Below are 15,763 nucleotides of genomic sequence, written 5' to 3'. Positions count from 1 at the left end.
CTAATATTCACATGAATAACAGCCGATAATAATTACAAAGAAATATTTACCATTTCATTCTAAGGGAGTGTTTAAATGCCTCAGATTTCAAGCTTATCAAGTAGATCACAGTTTACACAGCCTGTAAAGACTAGAGCGAATATTATGTCACCCATTGACCGGGAGATTGAGCAGTTAACCAATCAAAAAGGAATTATTCATGAAAAAATCGCGAGTGTTAAATCAGATGAAAAACTGGATTCTAAACAAAAAGATGAAAGAATAAAATTGTTAACCATGGATTTACAATTACTTGAATCTCAAATTATGCAGAAAAGAATGGAGAAGACTGAGGAGAATAAAAATGACAACAGTGCTTCTTCTGAAAAGGAGAATTCGAGTAAAAAAATCGAAATGGATGCAGGTAAGCAAGATGGATCAGGCATATCGATGGAAAAGTTTTTACAAGCTAGCAATCTACATGACCAATTGACCAAAATGGCAAGCGTGCGTAGATCACTGAAAGTGGAAGCCGACACTCTTAGGCATGAAGTAAGAAAGGGTAGAGAACTTCTTGGTGGTGAGAACGAGCCTGGAGACCCAGGCAAATCGGAAATGAGAAAGAATCTAGAATTGACGGTTAATAAATCGAAAACGGAAGAAGCCCTAAACATTGAGAAGAAAATAACTGAATTGGATCGTAAAATAAGTGAAAAGATCGAAGCCACTAAAGAGGGCATTCAAAACGACAATAAGAAAGTCATCACAGGAGAGGTTGATAATCGGGAGGATGTATCCGTATCTGATCAACCTGTAGGCGCTGGGGATACGGTAGAGCAGAATCAGGATACTGACAAGAATAAGAATTTTAACCATCAAGCACAACAGAATATTAGTATTGATATTCGCGTATAAAGAGAGATATCATCCAAAATATACATAAGTATCATTACGAAAAACTCGTGGTGACAAGGATAGATATGAATAGCACCGTTAGAACAGTTATTGACTGTTACTAACGGTGCTATTGTTATATTAGATTAGAGTTAGTAACAAAATAACACCGGACATGCTGGTGAACATGCGGTTGAGAAAAGATCAATTATGGATTGCTTATCCCCACTACTTAACGCGCTTGATAATCTCTTTTAAGTAATGCGTAGATGACCGTATCAACAAATTGATTCCTCCAATAAAAATGCTGCTTCAATGTCCCTTCTTCATCTAATCCCATCTTCTCCAGCAACTTTCTTGATGCCGTATTCTCTGGCTCTACGAATGCTTCAATCCGGTTTAATTCAAGATGGTTAAATCCGAACTCCATAATCTTCTGAATCGCCTCCGTCATGTAACCTTGCCGCCAATATTCTGGTGCCAGCTCATATCCAATCTCAGCTTTATAGTGATGTTTCATCCAACCATGATATCCGCATGTTCCAATGACTCTGCTTTCCGACCGTAAAGTGATTCCCCAACGAATGGCCTGATTGTTTTCAAACCTTTGATTCCATCTACGAATCAGTTCTTCCGCTTGTTCAACATGCGTGAAACTCTCCACATCATAAAATTTCGTAACGGTGTCCATAGAGAAATAATGAAAGATCTCTCCAGCATCCTCTGGTTTAATTTGTCTTAATACCAATCTTTCTGTTTCTAATAGGGGGAATTGAGGCATGTTGTTCTCCTTACTTGGTTTGAGTCATTACATGGAATCTACTTCCCTATACAGATAATTTCGATAGCTCTTAAAACCATTTTGTATATAGAAATGACCAGCACTTTCATTGTCCGACCAATAATCTAATTGTATTTTGTTTATTCCATTCTCTTTGGCAAAGTTATTAATAAAGTTCATTAAGAGTCGTCCAATTCCTTTATTTCGGTGCGCTTTCATTACTCCTAATTGATGAATGTACACGGATCGATATGATTTCATAAATACGTTCTCCGGGTATTCCCGGATTTCTAGCCAGGCATAACCAAGAGATTGACCTTCATCTGTAACGATATAAAAATAATAATGAGGTGTGGACACTATCTTCTTGAAAAACTCATTCACTTCTTCAATATCATATTCCTTAAAATACTCCGGATAGAGCGAGACATGAATTTCATGAATTTCCTTATTCAGCATTGCGATTTCTTCAGAATTAAAAGACTGCGAGATCTCCATGAGGATCCCCCTCTACCATTCATATCAGAAAATTCATATATATTCCTACCAGTTTGCTTAGAATCTCAATACTTTCCGGGGCATGATTGGTCTCTAAAGAATGGTTGGCATTAGGAATTTCGATGACCTCTGTGGCCATGTCTAGTTTAATTTGGTTGGCAAGTTCATGATTAAACACTTCATCCTTTGAACCATAAACCACAACTCCCTTAAACCTGTTGATATAGGGTATGGTGTCTTTAATCGGCGTCAAAAATAGATGTTTTATTGGAATTCCAAGCTTTTCATGAACTTCTCCAGCAACGATTGTGCCTAGGCTCTTACTAATAAAAACAATCTCTTTATACTGGCTTATGATTCGTTGAACCGATTCGTGGCACTCTTCTATTACTCTTTGTAGATCATCAATATCCAAATCCGTTCTCGCAGCTTGATATCCATATTCAAGCACCATGAAGTCATAACCGCTTTGAATCGCGGAAGCTCCTGCAAAATGTAGAACGGGCTTATCACAGGGATAGTTTTTTCCGGGAAACAGAACAACCAACTTACTATTGTCCTCTTGAAGTTGATAATATTTTTGTCTCATTTCCGTTTTCCAAAACGAGGGCACCGTTAAAATCTCTAATTTCATTTTCTCCATCCTCTCCCACAGGTATTTTCAGCTAACATCTTTTTAATGAACATCGGTACAAAACTTATTTGATTCGTTGGAACTATTTAACTGTAAATGTAAAATGATAAACACTAGAAATCTCTCCGCCAAGTTTTCTATAAAAATCAACCGCGTGTTGATCAATAGCTTCTGCTTGAACAAAGATATCATTGATTTGCTTTGTTTTACAATATTCTACTAATTGCCTAACAAGACTGCTTCCTATTCCCTTGCGTTGATAATTCATTCCTACCGCTATGTCATATAAATATAAAGTAGACCCTATTGGATCATACATTGGTAATTCGTATCCTGTTAATCCGCCAATAACCTCGTCACCCTTTATTGCAACGATACAAGCAAAAAAAGGGTTACGTAAAAGATCCGTAGTATTATCAATATTGACGTAGTCCTTATTAGGTGATTCGAACTCCTTATTGAAAAGCAACACTAACTCGAAAAATATCAATTCATCCCCGACTTGTAGTTTTTTGTACGTAACATTTTTAACCATCATAGCCTCCAATTCATACTACGGTTTTGCCTACACGAATGCCAATACGTCCGAGGTTCCCATTAACGGTCTTATTGTCGGTTATTCCCCCGAGTCCCTATAACGTTCGTTGCTCTATACCATGGTTCCTGTATGGCATTTGATTCAAATCAAAGCATTTCCCACAATTGTCCAATCACTCTTTCCTTGTTCGGACATATCTTGAATATATCAAAACAAGAGGAGTTGATATATTTGGCACAAATTCTCGATAAAGCTGCCGTCCAGCCGCGCCGTAGATTCAACTTAGCAAACTCATTGATTATCCGACGTTCTCCAGCAAGATCGCGCCTTGCAACAATCATTTTACGAATTCCAGTAAACTCTCGACCAAATCGGGTAGATTTGGTTGCAACTGTGGGTGTTCGTGGCGTCACTGGCATTGCGCAAGTACTCTTTAGAATTTTCCGCGATGGAAGAGAGATTTTCAACACTCAACAAGGTATCGAATCTGCCGGATCTGAACAAAATTATGCAGTTACGTTCCAGGCGGAAGATCGAAATGTATCAGCCGGTGCCCATGTTTACACAGTCACAGCAGAAAATCTTACTGCAAATACAAGAGCCGATGTAGTTGGGCCTATATCGTTTAGTGGGTTAGCCGTTAGAACGAGAAACTAACCCCATATTTACAGGATAGGAAAGAGAAGAAATAAGCAGCTCGTTCCTTGTTAGAGGACGGGCTGCTTTTGCTCTTCAGAGGGCACGGCGTGATTGCATGCTAGACAATCCTGGGATTCGGCACCATTTTTATGAATACGGGTATACCATCAATTTGCAAGAAAGCTGTCGTACCACCAATACCAGTATTTAGAACCGTAGCTTTTTCCACTCGCTTTCTAAGCTGTTCATTACTAAGCAGAGTTAGTGCAGTGGACACGGCCGTATAGCGAGCAAGTCGAGTGTCATGAGACGAATGTCGCTCTTCAGGTGATAATTTCATAAGAAATATTATCCTTTCGTCTGTTGTTTTTGGTTAAACATTGCCTGCTGAGTTGCCTCTTGAATCTCTTTCAAATCCATATTGTTCACAAAACATGTGCTTCAGCTGTTCCCGAACCTATCACAAAACCATAAAATGTCGAATCCTCTGTATTCATATAACATCATATAAATAAACTTTATTAACACTTCCATATTATGTGTATTCCCGTGCTTCGCTGCAAATCATTCCATATACATGTTTCAAACCAATGCTAACTGGGTATTAGTATTAAACATATTATTGAATAAGCAGTTATACGGTCCTACTCAACAAGGACTCGTTGCTTGCATACGCATTTTGCATATATCCATTGGGGCTGAGAGAAGCAGTGGCGTAGCTCTTGATTCTCACAGGTATATCAGGATTCATGGATGAAGATACAAATGATCCATATATACGAATAGGGGCTAAAAGGCTTGGAATACTTCCTTCGGATGGATGTAATAAGGGATTGCACACCGCTTAGAAAGCTAAAATGCATATAAAGGTGGAATTTGGGGCATGTAAGTCTATGCCATATCAAAGATTGCCGACTTAAATTGTTAATACCCTCAGGGTTTCCTCTTGGTTTTTCTCCATCCCTTGATGATGCGCTTAATCCTATTCCATTTTGATATCTTTTAGAGCTAACTTGCTTAGCTTCATTTCTGTTTCTACATAACGAGGCTGCCGCCTTCCCTACTCAGCAATATACTTTTCCTCAACTTTTTTTCGGTCCCCGATGGATGATATGCCAAATGCTCCGCATAATATGGATACTGCTTGCAAAGGGGCGATTGAATGATAGTACTGGAGCATGTGAACAAGGTTTATGATAATGGCTTTCACGCGCTGAAGGACATTAATCTCGAATTCAAAAAAGGGGAAATTACCGTCCTCATCGGTCCGAGCGGCTGCGGCAAATCAACAACCATGAAGCTGATCAACGCGCTCAATACGCCATCCTCGGGCAAAGTTCTGATTGACGGTCAGGATATCTCCCGATTGAATCCGGTTGAACTGCGGCGCAATATCGGCTATGTCATTCAAAGCGTTGGTTTATTTCCGCATATGAATATCTCCAAGAACGCGGGCGTGGTTCCGCGTCTGAAGAAGTGGGATAAAGACAAAACAGATCAAAAAGTGAATGAATTGTTGGACATGGTCGGGCTTGACCACACCATTTACGGCACGCGCTATCCATCCGAGCTAAGCGGCGGACAGCAGCAGCGCGTAGGCGTCGTGCGGGCGCTTGCGGCTGAACCCGATATCATCCTGATGGACGAGCCGTTCTCCGCGCTGGATCCCATCAGCCGCGAGCAGCTTCAGGATGAGCTGATCCGGCTTCAGCAGGAGCTCAATAAAACCATTATCTTTGTAACGCATGATATGGACGAAGCTATTAAAATCGCGGATACCATCGTTCTGATGAAAGACGGCGAAGTGGTTCAAACGGGTAAACCGGACAGCATTTTACGTCATCCTGCCAACGATTTTGTACGTGACTTTATCGGTTCGAAACGTCTGCAAAATGAAAATGAAAGCGCCTATGAAATTCCGCTTGTGGATGAAGTGATGATTACGAATCCGGTCACGGCATTTCCGAGCCGGGGCTTGGCTGAAGCCATCAAGATGATGGAAATGAAGCGGGTCGATTCTCTGCTGATCGTGGATCGTAACCGTCAGCTTCAAGGCGCGGTTTCGATCTACCGGGTTCTCGACCAATACGGCGAGGAAGGAAAAACCGTGGCGGATGTGATGCATCCGGTCCGTTTTTCCGTGGCTTCGGGAAGCACGCTTGCCCAGGCTATTGAGATCATGGACAGCCATCAGCTCAGCAACCTTCCAGTTGTCGACAGTAATAATCGGTTCCTCGGACTCATTACAAGAGGTAGCGTCGTTAAACATTTGGCAGAGGTTTATCCAACGATTGTTCCTCCGGAGCTGAACGGAGAGGGTGAGTGATATGAATGCATTTTGGAGCTTCATCACGGATCGTTATCCGGATATTCTGAAGGCATTGCAAGAGCATCTGGTCCTCTCCTTCTCTGCCGTGCTGCTCGGGACTGCGATTGCCGTACCGATCGGAATCCTGCTGGTCTACAACCGGGTCGGCTGGTTGAACAGCATCGTCTTTTTCGTTGCCAATCTGTTTCAGACGGTTCCCAGCCTGGCGCTCCTGGCGATTCTGATTCCGCTGCTCGGGATCGGTATGAAGCCGGCCATACTCGCACTGTTTCTGTATTCCCTAATGCCTATACTGCGGAATACCTATGACGGTTTTCACTCGGTGGATAAAGGCGTGCTCAATTCAGCCAGGGGGATGGGATACAGCACCGCCCAAACGATTTTGAAAATTCAGCTTCCCCTATCGCTTCCTTACATCATGTCCGGTGTACGCATTACGACCGTGTATATCATCAGTTGGGCAACACTGGCTTCCCTGATCGGTGCTGGCGGGTTAGGCCAGCTCATCGTATCCGGGCTTGGGGTCAACAAACCCGAGATGATATTCATCGGTGGCATTGGTGCAATTCTGTTGGCACTTGTAGCTGACGGACTGCTTGGTCTGCTGGAAGGCTGGCTGAGCAAGCACTACCATCAGAATCAAACCCGGGACGCTGCGATATGAATAACTTCAACCGTAAACAGCGAGCCGGACGGAACAAGGAAGGCGTGATGAAACTGAACAAGCTGAAAAGGATACCGGTGTTAGTCTGCCTGATGGCTCTTGCCGTTCTTACCTCGGCATGCGGAATTCAAAGCGACATTACCATCGGGACGCAAACCTATACCGAAACCAAGATTATTGCCGAAATGTATAAAGCGCTGATTGAAGACCAAACCGATCTGAAGGTGGATATTATCCCGGATCTGGCATCAAGTTCATTGGTCATCAATGCGATGAAGCGAAACGACGTTCAGATGGCGACGCTATATACCGGTGAGATTTTCAACAACCATTTCCCAATCAGCGGCACCAAAGACCGCGATAAAGTCTTGAAGGAGGCACAGGAAGGATTCCAGGAACACTTCGGGTTCACCTGGATGAATCCGCTGGGTTTTGAGAATACCTACGCGTTCACGGTAAGAAAGGATCTTGCCGAAGCCAGCGGGTACACCAAAATTTCGGATGTCAAAAAAGACATGGCCTCCATGAAGCTTGGGGTAGACACAACGTGGCTGGAAAGAAGCACGGATGGATATCCGGCATTCTCCAAAGCATACGACATCAAATTCGGTCAGGTCTTCCCCATGGAAATCAGCCTGGTCTACAGCGCGGTAGCCAATGAGCAGGTGGATATCGTGTTGGCCTATTCCACGGATTCCCGGCTGAAAGCCTACCAATTGCAAACGCTTCAGGATGACCAGCAATTCTTCCCTCCCTATGATGCAAGTCCGGTATTGCGTTCGGACCTTTTGAAGAAGCATCCTGAAATTGAGGATACGATAGCGCCTTTAGTCGGTCATCTGGATGCAGATACGATGATATCGCTTAATTATCAGGTGGACATTGAGAAGAAAAGCGAGCGTGAGGTCGCGATCGCGTACTTGAAAGAGCAGGGCTTCTTGAAAAGCTAAAGGAGGGTAAGCATGGAAAGTGAACATTTAACATTTGCCGACTTTTTGTCGTATATATCACGAAATCAAGAATTGCTCTGGGAGTATTTCATCCAGCATATTACGATGGTGGTTATCGGGCTGGGGCTGGCATTCATCGTCGGCGTGCCGCTTGGCATCCTCTGCTCTAAGAGTAAATGGGCGGCCAAGGTCATTTTGTTTATCACCAACATCCTGCAGGTGGTACCAAGCTTGGCCATGCTCGTGGTTCTCATGTTATGGATGGGACTCGGAACGACAACGGTCATGGTGGGACTCTTCCTGTATTCCCTGAATCCAATCGCGCGGAATACGTACGTGGGGTTAAAACAGGTAGATCCCAGCTATCTGGAATCGGGAAAAGGCATTGGGATGAGCCCCTTCCAAATGCTCGTGAAAGTGCGTTTTCCGCTGGCGCTGACGTACATCATGTCGGGCCTGCGTATCGCGGCCGTTATTGCTATCGGCGTTGTAACGATCGCTCCCCTCGTGGGAGGAGGCGGGCTGGGACGAGAAATTTACGCTGGACTAAACAGCAACAACTCCCTGCGGATTTTTGCAGGCGCCATTCCTGCCGCTGTGCTGGCCATCGTTGCGGATATCGTGCTTGGGTTTTTGCAGCGTAAAATGGATCTGGCCAAGCGGAAGTCAGCCGGGGCGGCTCCATCAGCTGCAAAAGCACAGAAGCCCGCCTGATGCTTGTTTAACGCAAAATGCATACTTTCGATTAGGGGTGTCCTTTTTCAAGATCTCGGATCTTGTGGGGCGCCTCTTTTTGAGTTGTCATCACTTCTCCGTGTTATCATGATCGGTTTGGAGCAATAATCTTCATAATAATGTCTAATCTCCCCTTAAAATTCTCCCTTCTCCTTAACCCTCTCCAAAAAAACTCTGCACTTCTTTCCTTGTCTTTAATACGAAACAACCCCAGCCATGGATAACTCCTATCTTGGCCGGGGCATGCCTAGTCTGTAGCGCTATAGGTGCTTATCACCACACAGAATACAATGTTGCCTGATGTCAGCAACTTCTTTTATCTACTGTTACTCGGTTAATACTGTTGTGATTTCAATATTTCATCGTTAACAAAAGCTTTTAAGAAGAAAAGCTCATCCCCTTGGGGACTCCTATCATTCTCTTTCTCGAAAATCGCTATGCATCTATCTAATGATGTGGATTTGGCGGCTCTGCTAGATAGGGGTAAGCTCTTTCCAGAATTGATTCATCTCATCGAGATCACAAATCGATTCATGACCAAGCATGACCAAGCAAGAAATGACGCGCATCATATTTTTGAATATCTTTAATCATAGGCAATAGGCGGGATTTTTTGTAATGAAATAATGAATTTGTTGTCGTTCCATAAACACTATCTCCTAAAAAAATGGCCTTTTCATCCGGTATATACACGATGGTGGAATCATCCGTATGCGTGCTTTGAATTGTTTCAATAATACAAGCCTTGTTTCCCAAATCAATTTGGAGAGATCCCTGAAAAACGATATCTGGCGTATTTAATTGAAATGACGCTCTCTCCGGCATTTCATTCTGGATCGTTTCCATGCACGGTATAGTCATTTTATTAGATTCTACATAGGTTTGAAGAGAATGATCATCATACGAATAATTTCTCCAAGCATTCATTTTTTGCTCGGTTAAACGATGAACAATGATCGTAGCATTGTACTCATTCATTCCTAAAAAATGATCCCAGTGGGCATGCGTAATAACCAAATATTTAATGGGAGGCGCATTCAAATTGCTTATTTCTTGTAAAAATCCTCTAGCATGTTGAGTGGAATTCCCGCTATCTATCACAAGACTATATTTATCTCCGCAAACTAACCCTAAGGTCGGTCTTTCTTTATCATTTTGGTTAGATAGATAATAGATCGATTCACTTAATTTATTTAGCATGTTCAATCTCCTCTTCGTTTAATCTGTAACAGTAAAGAGAAAATCTGCATGCTATATTTTAATCTACATACAGATTTTCTTATTTATTTTTTACCAATGGAATCACCTCCCGAGAAGCTTTACAACAACCCCTGATTATCTTCGATTTTGAAAACCGCGGCACCGCTTTGAGCTACAGGTGTTACGAATACAACATTAAGATCGTATTGGGCAAGTGCCTCTTTCGCAGTAGTTGCATTATCTGTACTGTTCATTTGTCATCCCCTAATACCATGGTAAATATAGGGTACTATGACGACCCATTTATGCAAAGGTAATTTATAAATATACTGAACTTTACTTCTCTTAGTTTTGATCAGGGTGGTTTGATAATTTGTAAGGGTATTCTGTTTGGAAGAAGCGCTGCTAACCAACCTATTGACAATTATACAGCGGAGGATATTTACAAAGAGCTATTTGAGGAATTGCAGATTCCAATAATCTACGATATTGATTGTGGTCATGTTCCACCACAAATCACTTTCATAAACGTGGCTTACGCTGAGATTGAAGTAGGAGAGGCAAAGGTTCCGTAAAGCAATCTTTTCATCAATAATTACTCCATTCTCAAAAAAATGATAATTTTAGCCTTGAAACATACTTCGGTTTTAAACGTCTAATATTACAAGAGAACAGAAAGGAGAACATATCATCTTGAAGAAAAAAATTACCTCATTACTGGTTACAGCAGCGCTGTGTGCTTCATTATCGGGGACTTCCTTTGCGAATCCTACGGGTAATGTGGATGTTGTCGTTAATGGAGAATCCATCAATATGCTGGTTTCACCCGTTATCCAGCAAGGGCGTACGTTGGTCCCTGTAAGGGAGATTTCACAAGCATTAGGCTATACCGTAAGCTGGAATCAAGCCACTGGAACCGTGTACTTGAATAACCAAAGCGAGGTAAGCAATGCACCCAATCCAACCAATGAAAGAATCGTAATCAACGGGAATCCGATTCATTCGGATGTTCCGCCTCAAATTATGAACGGAAGAACGATGGTTCCCGTTCGTGTCATATCTGAAGCGACAGGTGCTAATGTGAGTTGGGATCAGCAAAACCGACGAGTAACCGTGAGTACGGAAAGCACCCTTGCGTTTCCGGATCACTTGACGTTGAGCTTTGAATCGGCTGGACTGGAACGAGTCGAACAGATCCAAACGGTTCCTTCAACATGGGAGAAGAAAGGAAGCCTGGAGTTAGGTCAAATGAATCAAACCGAGCTAGTCCTGGATCTGTATGAGATAGAATCGGTCGGGGTTCCGGTCATTAATGGCGTTTTTACTTATAATAATCAGCAATTCGTGTTATCCGACTTGGCTGCGGGTACAACCAATGAAGTGAACAATCAAAATGTAGGATTGCAGTTTGGCTCGGGACCAAATCAACTGCGACTGGTGTCTGCGATTGGCGGAGAATACAAGTCTCAAATTTTAGTGTTTACCCCATCGAATCAACAGTGGAGCGTGATGAACGTTTTTGGACGAGTAGTTGCCAGTGACGATGATGGCCTGCTGCTACAGTTCCCAGGCAAAGGGTTAAATCCCGCAACGGTTTCCCTTATTCGGTTTCAAAATAATGAATTTGTAATTAGCAGCCTTACGGAAGCTTTCCGACCTTTTGCTAGCAGTCAAAATGTAGATCTGCGACAAGCAACAACGCATCACCAAGTTATGGGTGGACAGTCTGTGATTACCATCTCTCTCCTGAAGGACGGACGTTCAGAAAATAAAGCATATAGCCTTGACGGGAATACGTTGAAGTTGCGATAATCGTTTTTCCACAAAAACTACAAATAAAGAAAAGCCCTGTTCTCTTACAGGGCTTTTTTAGTATGAATTTTTTGCACCAATTATTCCAGTTGCACTAACCGGCAAGCACGGCAAGTGTATTGACACTTGCAACTTCTGCCAAGTCGGTGCTTCGCACCTCATGTTGCTGCATGTTGTTATCGCTCCATTTCTTTATTTTTCTGCGCATCCGTCAAGCATAACAAATGGTCAATATTTGTCTTTACGGCTACAATCTCTTGCATGACCTTTCTTGCCGACCGTTACTCACCATAGCGGCTTTTTTCTTTGCCGCTGGCTCACGGCTCTCTGCTGAGCGCTTACTAGGGCCAATCTTTAATATGGTCGATTCAGTTTTATATTCGCCAGTGCCTGATCTTAATAATGGCAACCCTTTCCTGATTTTATATGATTCCGGAAAAAACAACCATCCTTTATGCTGAATATGTCAAAAGCACATCAAAATGGAGGAGGAACTACGGTTTATGCAGATGAGCAGGAACATCATCAAAAAGCTTATACCTGTTATAACATGTCTGGGACTGGCTGCCACAGCGATTGTGGGCTGCAGCAGTGAGGAAATGCCAAAGGGGAGTACGGAATCCACAGAGTCCACCCAACCTTTGAGCAACTTATCGTATTGGAAACAGATGCATCCCGACGCAGCCGCTATTATGAAAAGCTATGGTGAGATTACCGCTATTCAAGAAATCGAAAATAAAACCGGTGTCAAAATCGATTACCAACACCCGGCCCAAGGCCAAGCTGGCGAACAATTCAACTTGATGATGGCCTCGAAATCGCTGCCCGATGTCGTTGAATATTCGTGGAATAATTATCCGGGAGGCGCTCAAAAAGCGATTAAGGATGGAAAGATCATTCCAATAAATGACTATTTGGACCACGCGCCTAACTTCAAAAAGCTGCTGGACGAAAACCCGGAATGGAGAAGACAGGCGTCAACGGACGATGGCGATCTTATCGGTTTTCCGTTCATCCGCCCCGTGAGAAAACTGCAAACCCACTCCGGCCCGGTTATACGTAAAGATTGGTTGGACAAGTTGGATTTGCCTATTCCTAGAACCATCGATGAATGGTACACCGTTTTGAAAGCGTTTAAGGAACAAGATCCTAACGGCAACGGAAAGGCGGATGAAATTCCGATCATGATCGGAGCAGGCGAACTTGCGTTTACTGGCGCTTTTGGCATCCCGAACGGCTTCTATCACGAAGGAAATACGGTCAAATATGGCCCTGTTCAACCCGAATTCAAGGAATACCTGGAGGCGATGAACCGTTGGTACAATGAGGGCTTGTTGGACAAGGACTTTGCAGCCAATGACAGCAAAATGTACGATGCCAAAATAACCGGCAATCAGGTCGGTGCGGCTGTTATGGCTGTAGGCGGAGGCATGGGCAGGTTTATGGATTTAATGGAGTCCAAGGAACCGCAATTCAAGCTGGTTGCCACACCCTATCCGACATTGCAATCTGGCGATAAACCGATATTCGGTCAAATGGACAATCAGATTGTCGGCATATTCACTGCTATAACTGAAAGCAACAAACACATCGCTGAAACCGTAAAATTCTTCGATTATTTCTATAGTGAAGAAGGCCGAATGATCATGAACTTCGGTAAAGAAGGCACATCCTATACGATGGAGGACGGTTATCCGAAGTATATGGATTCCGTCATGAACAATCCGGAAGGATTGCCGCTTGCCCAATCCCTGAAACAGCATGTCTTGTCCGCTGATGCGGGTCCTTTCTTGCAGGATGTACGCTACATGGAGCAATATGCGGCCAGACCGGAGCAGCAAGAGGCATTGACCGTCTGGACAGAACCTTCGAATGAAAAAAGAATGCCTCCGATCACCATCGCCAGGGAAAACAATAGCCGATATGCCTCGATCATGAACGATATCGATACGTATAAAAATGAAATGATCGTCAAATTTATTATGGGCGCAGAATCGCTGGATAAGTTCGATGAGTATGTCGCTACCCTGAAAAGCATGGGAATCGACGAGGCAATTCAAATGCAGCAATCCGGATTGGAACGCTATAACAACCGATAACATGCCTACTACACTGGAGACGGAAAGCTTGCGGCTTGCCGTTCTCCGGTATTCAAAGAAGGAGTAAACCATGCCTAATGTACAGAGAAACATTGTGAAGACGGCAACGGGGAACCGGGCAGATAAGAAATGGAGCATGATCAAAAAGGACATCATTCGAAATCGCTACATTTATCTTATCCTGCTGCCCGTCGTTGCCTACTACATCGTTTTTCATTATGGACCCATGTATGGTCTGCAAATCGCTTTTAAAGATTACGGACTTGCAGACGGAATTTGGGGAAGTCCGTGGGTGGGGTTCGATCATTTTGAAAGTTTTTTTGGAAACTACTACTTTTGGAGACTGATTCGGAACACCCTGCTGATCAATATCTATGAATTGCTGTTTGCGTTCCCCGCTTCGATCATACTGGCCTTATTGCTTAATGAAATTCGCAGGAGTTTTTTTAAACGGATCGTCCAGACGATAAGCTATCTCCCGCACTTTATCTCCATCGTCGTTGTGGTCGGGATGATGATCGACTTCTTTGCCCGCGATGGTCTGGTGAATCAACTTCTTGGCATGATCGGACTTGAACCGATTGCCTTCATGCAAGAGCCGGGGTGGTTTCGGTTCATGTACGTATCTTCCGGCGTCTGGCAGGGAATCGGATGGGGCTCTATTATCTATCTCGCCGCCATTGCTAATATTGATCCGACGCTCTATGACGCTGCCCGAATTGACGGAGCCGGACGATGGAAACAGACGTTGCATATTACCCTGCCCGGGATCATGCCGACCATTGTGATATTGCTCATCCTCAACATGGGGTCCATGCTTTCCGTCGGGAGCGAGAAAATTATTTTGATGTACAATCCGATGACCTATGAGACGGCCGATGTCATCTCTACCTATGTATTCAGGAAAGGTATACTGGGAGCCGATTTCGGTTATACCGCTGCCGTTGGACTATTCAATTCGGTCATCAGCTTCATTCTGATCGTACTCGCCAATTCCATTAGCAAACGAGTGAGCGAACATAAATTATGGTAAGGGAGGACCGGTATGTTTCACAAACGCAGCCTAGGTGAATCGATATTTTCCGTCGTCAATACATGTTTCATGCTCCTGCTTTGTTTCGTCACGCTGTATCCGTTCCTATACGTATTATTCGCCTCTTTAAGCGATCCTGCAGAAATCGCCCGATTTCGCGGCATGCTGTTTTTCCCGACCGGGTTTAATCTGGATGCGTATAAAGCCGTTATAGATAATCCCATGATTCTGACCGGCTACCGGAACACCCTCTTCTATGTTGCTGGCGGCACAATCATCAACCTATTCATGACAACGCTCGGTGCCTATGCCCTTTCTCGCCGCAACGTCTATTTCAACAATTCCATCATGCTCGTCATCGTGATCACGATGGTGTTCAACGGGGGCCTCATTCCAACCTTTCTGCTGGTGAACAGTCTCGGCATGCTGGATACGCCTTGGGCTCTTCTCTTGCCAGGGGCTATCAGTTCATTTAACTTGATCATTATGCGAACCGCCTTTCAAGCGGTACCCGTTAGTTTGGAGGAATCCGCGCGGATCGACGGGGCCAATGATTGGATCATTATGAGCCGAATCATTGTGCCTCTTTCGATGCCCGTTATTGCCGTCATGGTGCTGTGGTATGCAGTGGGGCATTGGAATTCATACTTTAGCGCATTGATTTATTTGCGTGACCGGGAGTTATTTCCTCTCCAGTTAGTGCTCCGTGAAATTCTGATTTCGAACAGCACGGACAGCATGACGACCGGCGCAGCAGCCACAGATCGGCTGGACATCGGGATCACGATCAAATATGCGACGATTATCATATCAACACTTCCAATATTATGCCTGTACCCGTTTCTGCAAAAGTATTTTGTACACGGTGTCCTGATCGGTGCGTTAAAAGAATGATCATCACACGAATCGGTCATCCAACGAAGGGAGTAAGCTTGCTCTTCCCGAATTATAGGGATTGAGCAAGCTTTTCTATACTAG

General features: G+C 43.7%; 16 protein-coding genes and 1 pseudogene. 11 read left to right on the top strand and 6 right to left on the bottom strand.

Going from position 1 to position 15,763, the window contains the following annotated elements; translation table 11 throughout:
• The first annotated feature begins 75 nt into the window (after positions 1-75).
• Entirely contained in the window at positions 76-894 is an 819-nt protein-coding gene (locus BMX45_RS09815) for a FlxA-like family protein (RefSeq protein ID WP_090909490.1), read from the top strand.
• 211 nt (positions 895-1,105) lie between these two features.
• Here BMX45_RS09815 and BMX45_RS09810 read toward each other — a convergent pair whose 3' ends face one another.
• The 4 genes from BMX45_RS09810 to BMX45_RS09795 all read right to left on the bottom strand — a co-directional run bounded on the left by BMX45_RS09810 (position 1,106) and on the right by BMX45_RS09795 (position 3,321).
• A complete protein-coding gene (locus BMX45_RS09810) occupies positions 1,106-1,654 on the bottom strand; it encodes a GNAT family N-acetyltransferase (RefSeq protein ID WP_090909489.1) in 549 nt (182 codons plus the stop codon).
• Positions 1,655-1,681: 27 nt separating this feature from the next.
• The gene (locus tag BMX45_RS09805; RefSeq protein WP_090909488.1) at positions 1,682-2,152 is read right to left on the bottom strand and encodes a GNAT family N-acetyltransferase; all 471 of its coding nucleotides are present in this window, start codon (positions 2,150-2,152) and stop codon (positions 1,682-1,684) included.
• A 19-nt stretch (positions 2,153-2,171) separates the two neighbouring features.
• A complete protein-coding gene (locus BMX45_RS09800) occupies positions 2,172-2,786 on the bottom strand; it encodes an alpha/beta hydrolase (protein ID WP_090909487.1) in 615 nt (204 codons plus the stop codon).
• Positions 2,787-2,868: 82 nt separating this feature from the next.
• Positions 2,869-3,321, bottom strand: a complete 453-nt coding sequence (locus BMX45_RS09795) for a GNAT family N-acetyltransferase (protein WP_175495071.1) — start codon at positions 3,319-3,321, stop codon at positions 2,869-2,871.
• 234 nt (positions 3,322-3,555) lie between these two features.
• On the opposite strand from BMX45_RS09795, the gene BMX45_RS09790 reads away from it, so the two are divergent.
• The 5 genes from BMX45_RS09790 to BMX45_RS09765 all read left to right on the top strand — a co-directional run bounded on the left by BMX45_RS09790 (position 3,556) and on the right by BMX45_RS09765 (position 8,620).
• Positions 3,556-3,981 (top strand): exosporium protein C, encoded by a 426-nt coding sequence (locus BMX45_RS09790; protein ID WP_090909485.1) that lies wholly within the window; start codon positions 3,556-3,558, stop codon positions 3,979-3,981.
• A 1,144-nt stretch (positions 3,982-5,125) separates the two neighbouring features.
• Positions 5,126-6,289, top strand: a complete 1,164-nt coding sequence (locus tag BMX45_RS09780; RefSeq protein WP_090909484.1) for an ABC transporter ATP-binding protein — start codon at positions 5,126-5,128, stop codon at positions 6,287-6,289.
• A 1-nt stretch (position 6,290) separates the two neighbouring features.
• On the top strand, positions 6,291-6,956 hold the full coding sequence (locus BMX45_RS09775; protein WP_090909483.1) for an ABC transporter permease: 666 nt from the start codon (positions 6,291-6,293) through the stop codon (positions 6,954-6,956).
• Positions 6,953-7,906, top strand: a complete 954-nt coding sequence (locus BMX45_RS09770) for a glycine betaine ABC transporter substrate-binding protein (RefSeq protein WP_090909482.1) — start codon at positions 6,953-6,955, stop codon at positions 7,904-7,906. The genes BMX45_RS09775 and BMX45_RS09770 overlap by 4 nt, the downstream gene beginning before the upstream one ends.
• Before the next feature lie 12 nt (positions 7,907-7,918).
• Positions 7,919-8,620 carry an ABC transporter permease gene (locus BMX45_RS09765; protein WP_090909481.1) on the top strand — a complete coding sequence of 234 codons (702 nt, stop codon included), beginning with the start codon at positions 7,919-7,921 and terminating at the stop codon, positions 8,618-8,620.
• A 552-nt stretch (positions 8,621-9,172) separates the two neighbouring features.
• Here the strand turns inward: BMX45_RS09765 and BMX45_RS09760 are convergent.
• Positions 9,173-9,841, bottom strand: coding sequence for an MBL fold metallo-hydrolase (locus tag BMX45_RS09760; protein ID WP_254778009.1), 669 nt, complete (start codon positions 9,839-9,841; stop codon positions 9,173-9,175).
• A 119-nt stretch (positions 9,842-9,960) separates the two neighbouring features.
• Entirely contained in the window at positions 9,961-10,095 is a 135-nt protein-coding gene (locus BMX45_RS32100; RefSeq protein ID WP_302847879.1) for a hypothetical protein, read from the bottom strand.
• A gap of 126 nt (positions 10,096-10,221) precedes the next feature.
• Here BMX45_RS32100 and BMX45_RS09755 point away from each other — a divergent pair.
• The 5 genes and pseudogenes from BMX45_RS09755 to BMX45_RS09735 form a co-directional block, all read left to right on the top strand.
• Positions 10,222-10,416, top strand: a pseudogene (locus BMX45_RS09755) (LD-carboxypeptidase); the annotation flags it as partial.
• Between the two features lie 118 nt (positions 10,417-10,534).
• Positions 10,535-11,653, top strand: coding sequence for a copper amine oxidase N-terminal domain-containing protein (locus BMX45_RS09750; protein WP_175495070.1), 1,119 nt, complete (start codon positions 10,535-10,537; stop codon positions 11,651-11,653).
• A gap of 641 nt (positions 11,654-12,294) precedes the next feature.
• Positions 12,295-13,752: an extracellular solute-binding protein gene (locus tag BMX45_RS09745; protein ID WP_254778008.1), complete on the top strand. Its 1,458-nt coding sequence runs from the start codon at positions 12,295-12,297 to the stop codon at positions 13,750-13,752.
• A gap of 70 nt (positions 13,753-13,822) precedes the next feature.
• A complete protein-coding gene (locus BMX45_RS09740; protein WP_090909478.1) occupies positions 13,823-14,785 on the top strand; it encodes an ABC transporter permease in 963 nt (320 codons plus the stop codon).
• 12 nt (positions 14,786-14,797) lie between these two features.
• Positions 14,798-15,679: a carbohydrate ABC transporter permease gene (locus tag BMX45_RS09735; RefSeq protein ID WP_090909477.1), complete on the top strand. Its 882-nt coding sequence runs from the start codon at positions 14,798-14,800 to the stop codon at positions 15,677-15,679.
• The last annotated feature ends 84 nt before the right edge of the window (positions 15,680-15,763 follow it).

The organism is Paenibacillus sp. cl141a (assembly GCF_900109305.1).
GTDB lineage: Bacteria > Bacillota > Bacilli > Paenibacillales > Paenibacillaceae > Paenibacillus_AQ > Paenibacillus_AQ lautus_A.
This window is presented reverse-complemented; position numbering and strand designations above follow the sequence as displayed.

Coding starts and splice junctions, on each gene's coding strand:
- BMX45_RS09810 (WP_090909489.1), bottom strand. CDS start 1,654: ATGCCTCAATTCCCCCTATTAGAAACAGAAAGATTGGTATTAAGACAA.
- BMX45_RS09770 (WP_090909482.1), top strand. CDS start 6,953: ATGAATAACTTCAACCGTAAACAGCGAGCCGGACGGAACAAGGAAGGC.
- BMX45_RS09805 (WP_090909488.1), bottom strand. CDS start 2,152: ATGGAGATCTCGCAGTCTTTTAATTCTGAAGAAATCGCAATGCTGAAT.
- BMX45_RS09775 (WP_090909483.1), top strand. CDS start 6,291: ATGAATGCATTTTGGAGCTTCATCACGGATCGTTATCCGGATATTCTG.
- BMX45_RS09815 (WP_090909490.1), top strand. CDS start 76: ATGCCTCAGATTTCAAGCTTATCAAGTAGATCACAGTTTACACAGCCT.
- BMX45_RS09780 (WP_090909484.1), top strand. CDS start 5,126: ATGATAGTACTGGAGCATGTGAACAAGGTTTATGATAATGGCTTTCAC.
- BMX45_RS09765 (WP_090909481.1), top strand. CDS start 7,919: ATGGAAAGTGAACATTTAACATTTGCCGACTTTTTGTCGTATATATCA.
- BMX45_RS32100 (WP_302847879.1), bottom strand. CDS start 10,095: ATGAACAGTACAGATAATGCAACTACTGCGAAAGAGGCACTTGCCCAA.
- BMX45_RS09740 (WP_090909478.1), top strand. CDS start 13,823: ATGCCTAATGTACAGAGAAACATTGTGAAGACGGCAACGGGGAACCGG.
- BMX45_RS09795 (WP_175495071.1), bottom strand. CDS start 3,321: ATGGTTAAAAATGTTACGTACAAAAAACTACAAGTCGGGGATGAATTG.
- BMX45_RS09760 (WP_254778009.1), bottom strand. CDS start 9,841: ATGCTAAATAAATTAAGTGAATCGATCTATTATCTATCTAACCAAAAT.
- BMX45_RS09800 (WP_090909487.1), bottom strand. CDS start 2,786: ATGAAATTAGAGATTTTAACGGTGCCCTCGTTTTGGAAAACGGAAATG.
- BMX45_RS09735 (WP_090909477.1), top strand. CDS start 14,798: ATGTTTCACAAACGCAGCCTAGGTGAATCGATATTTTCCGTCGTCAAT.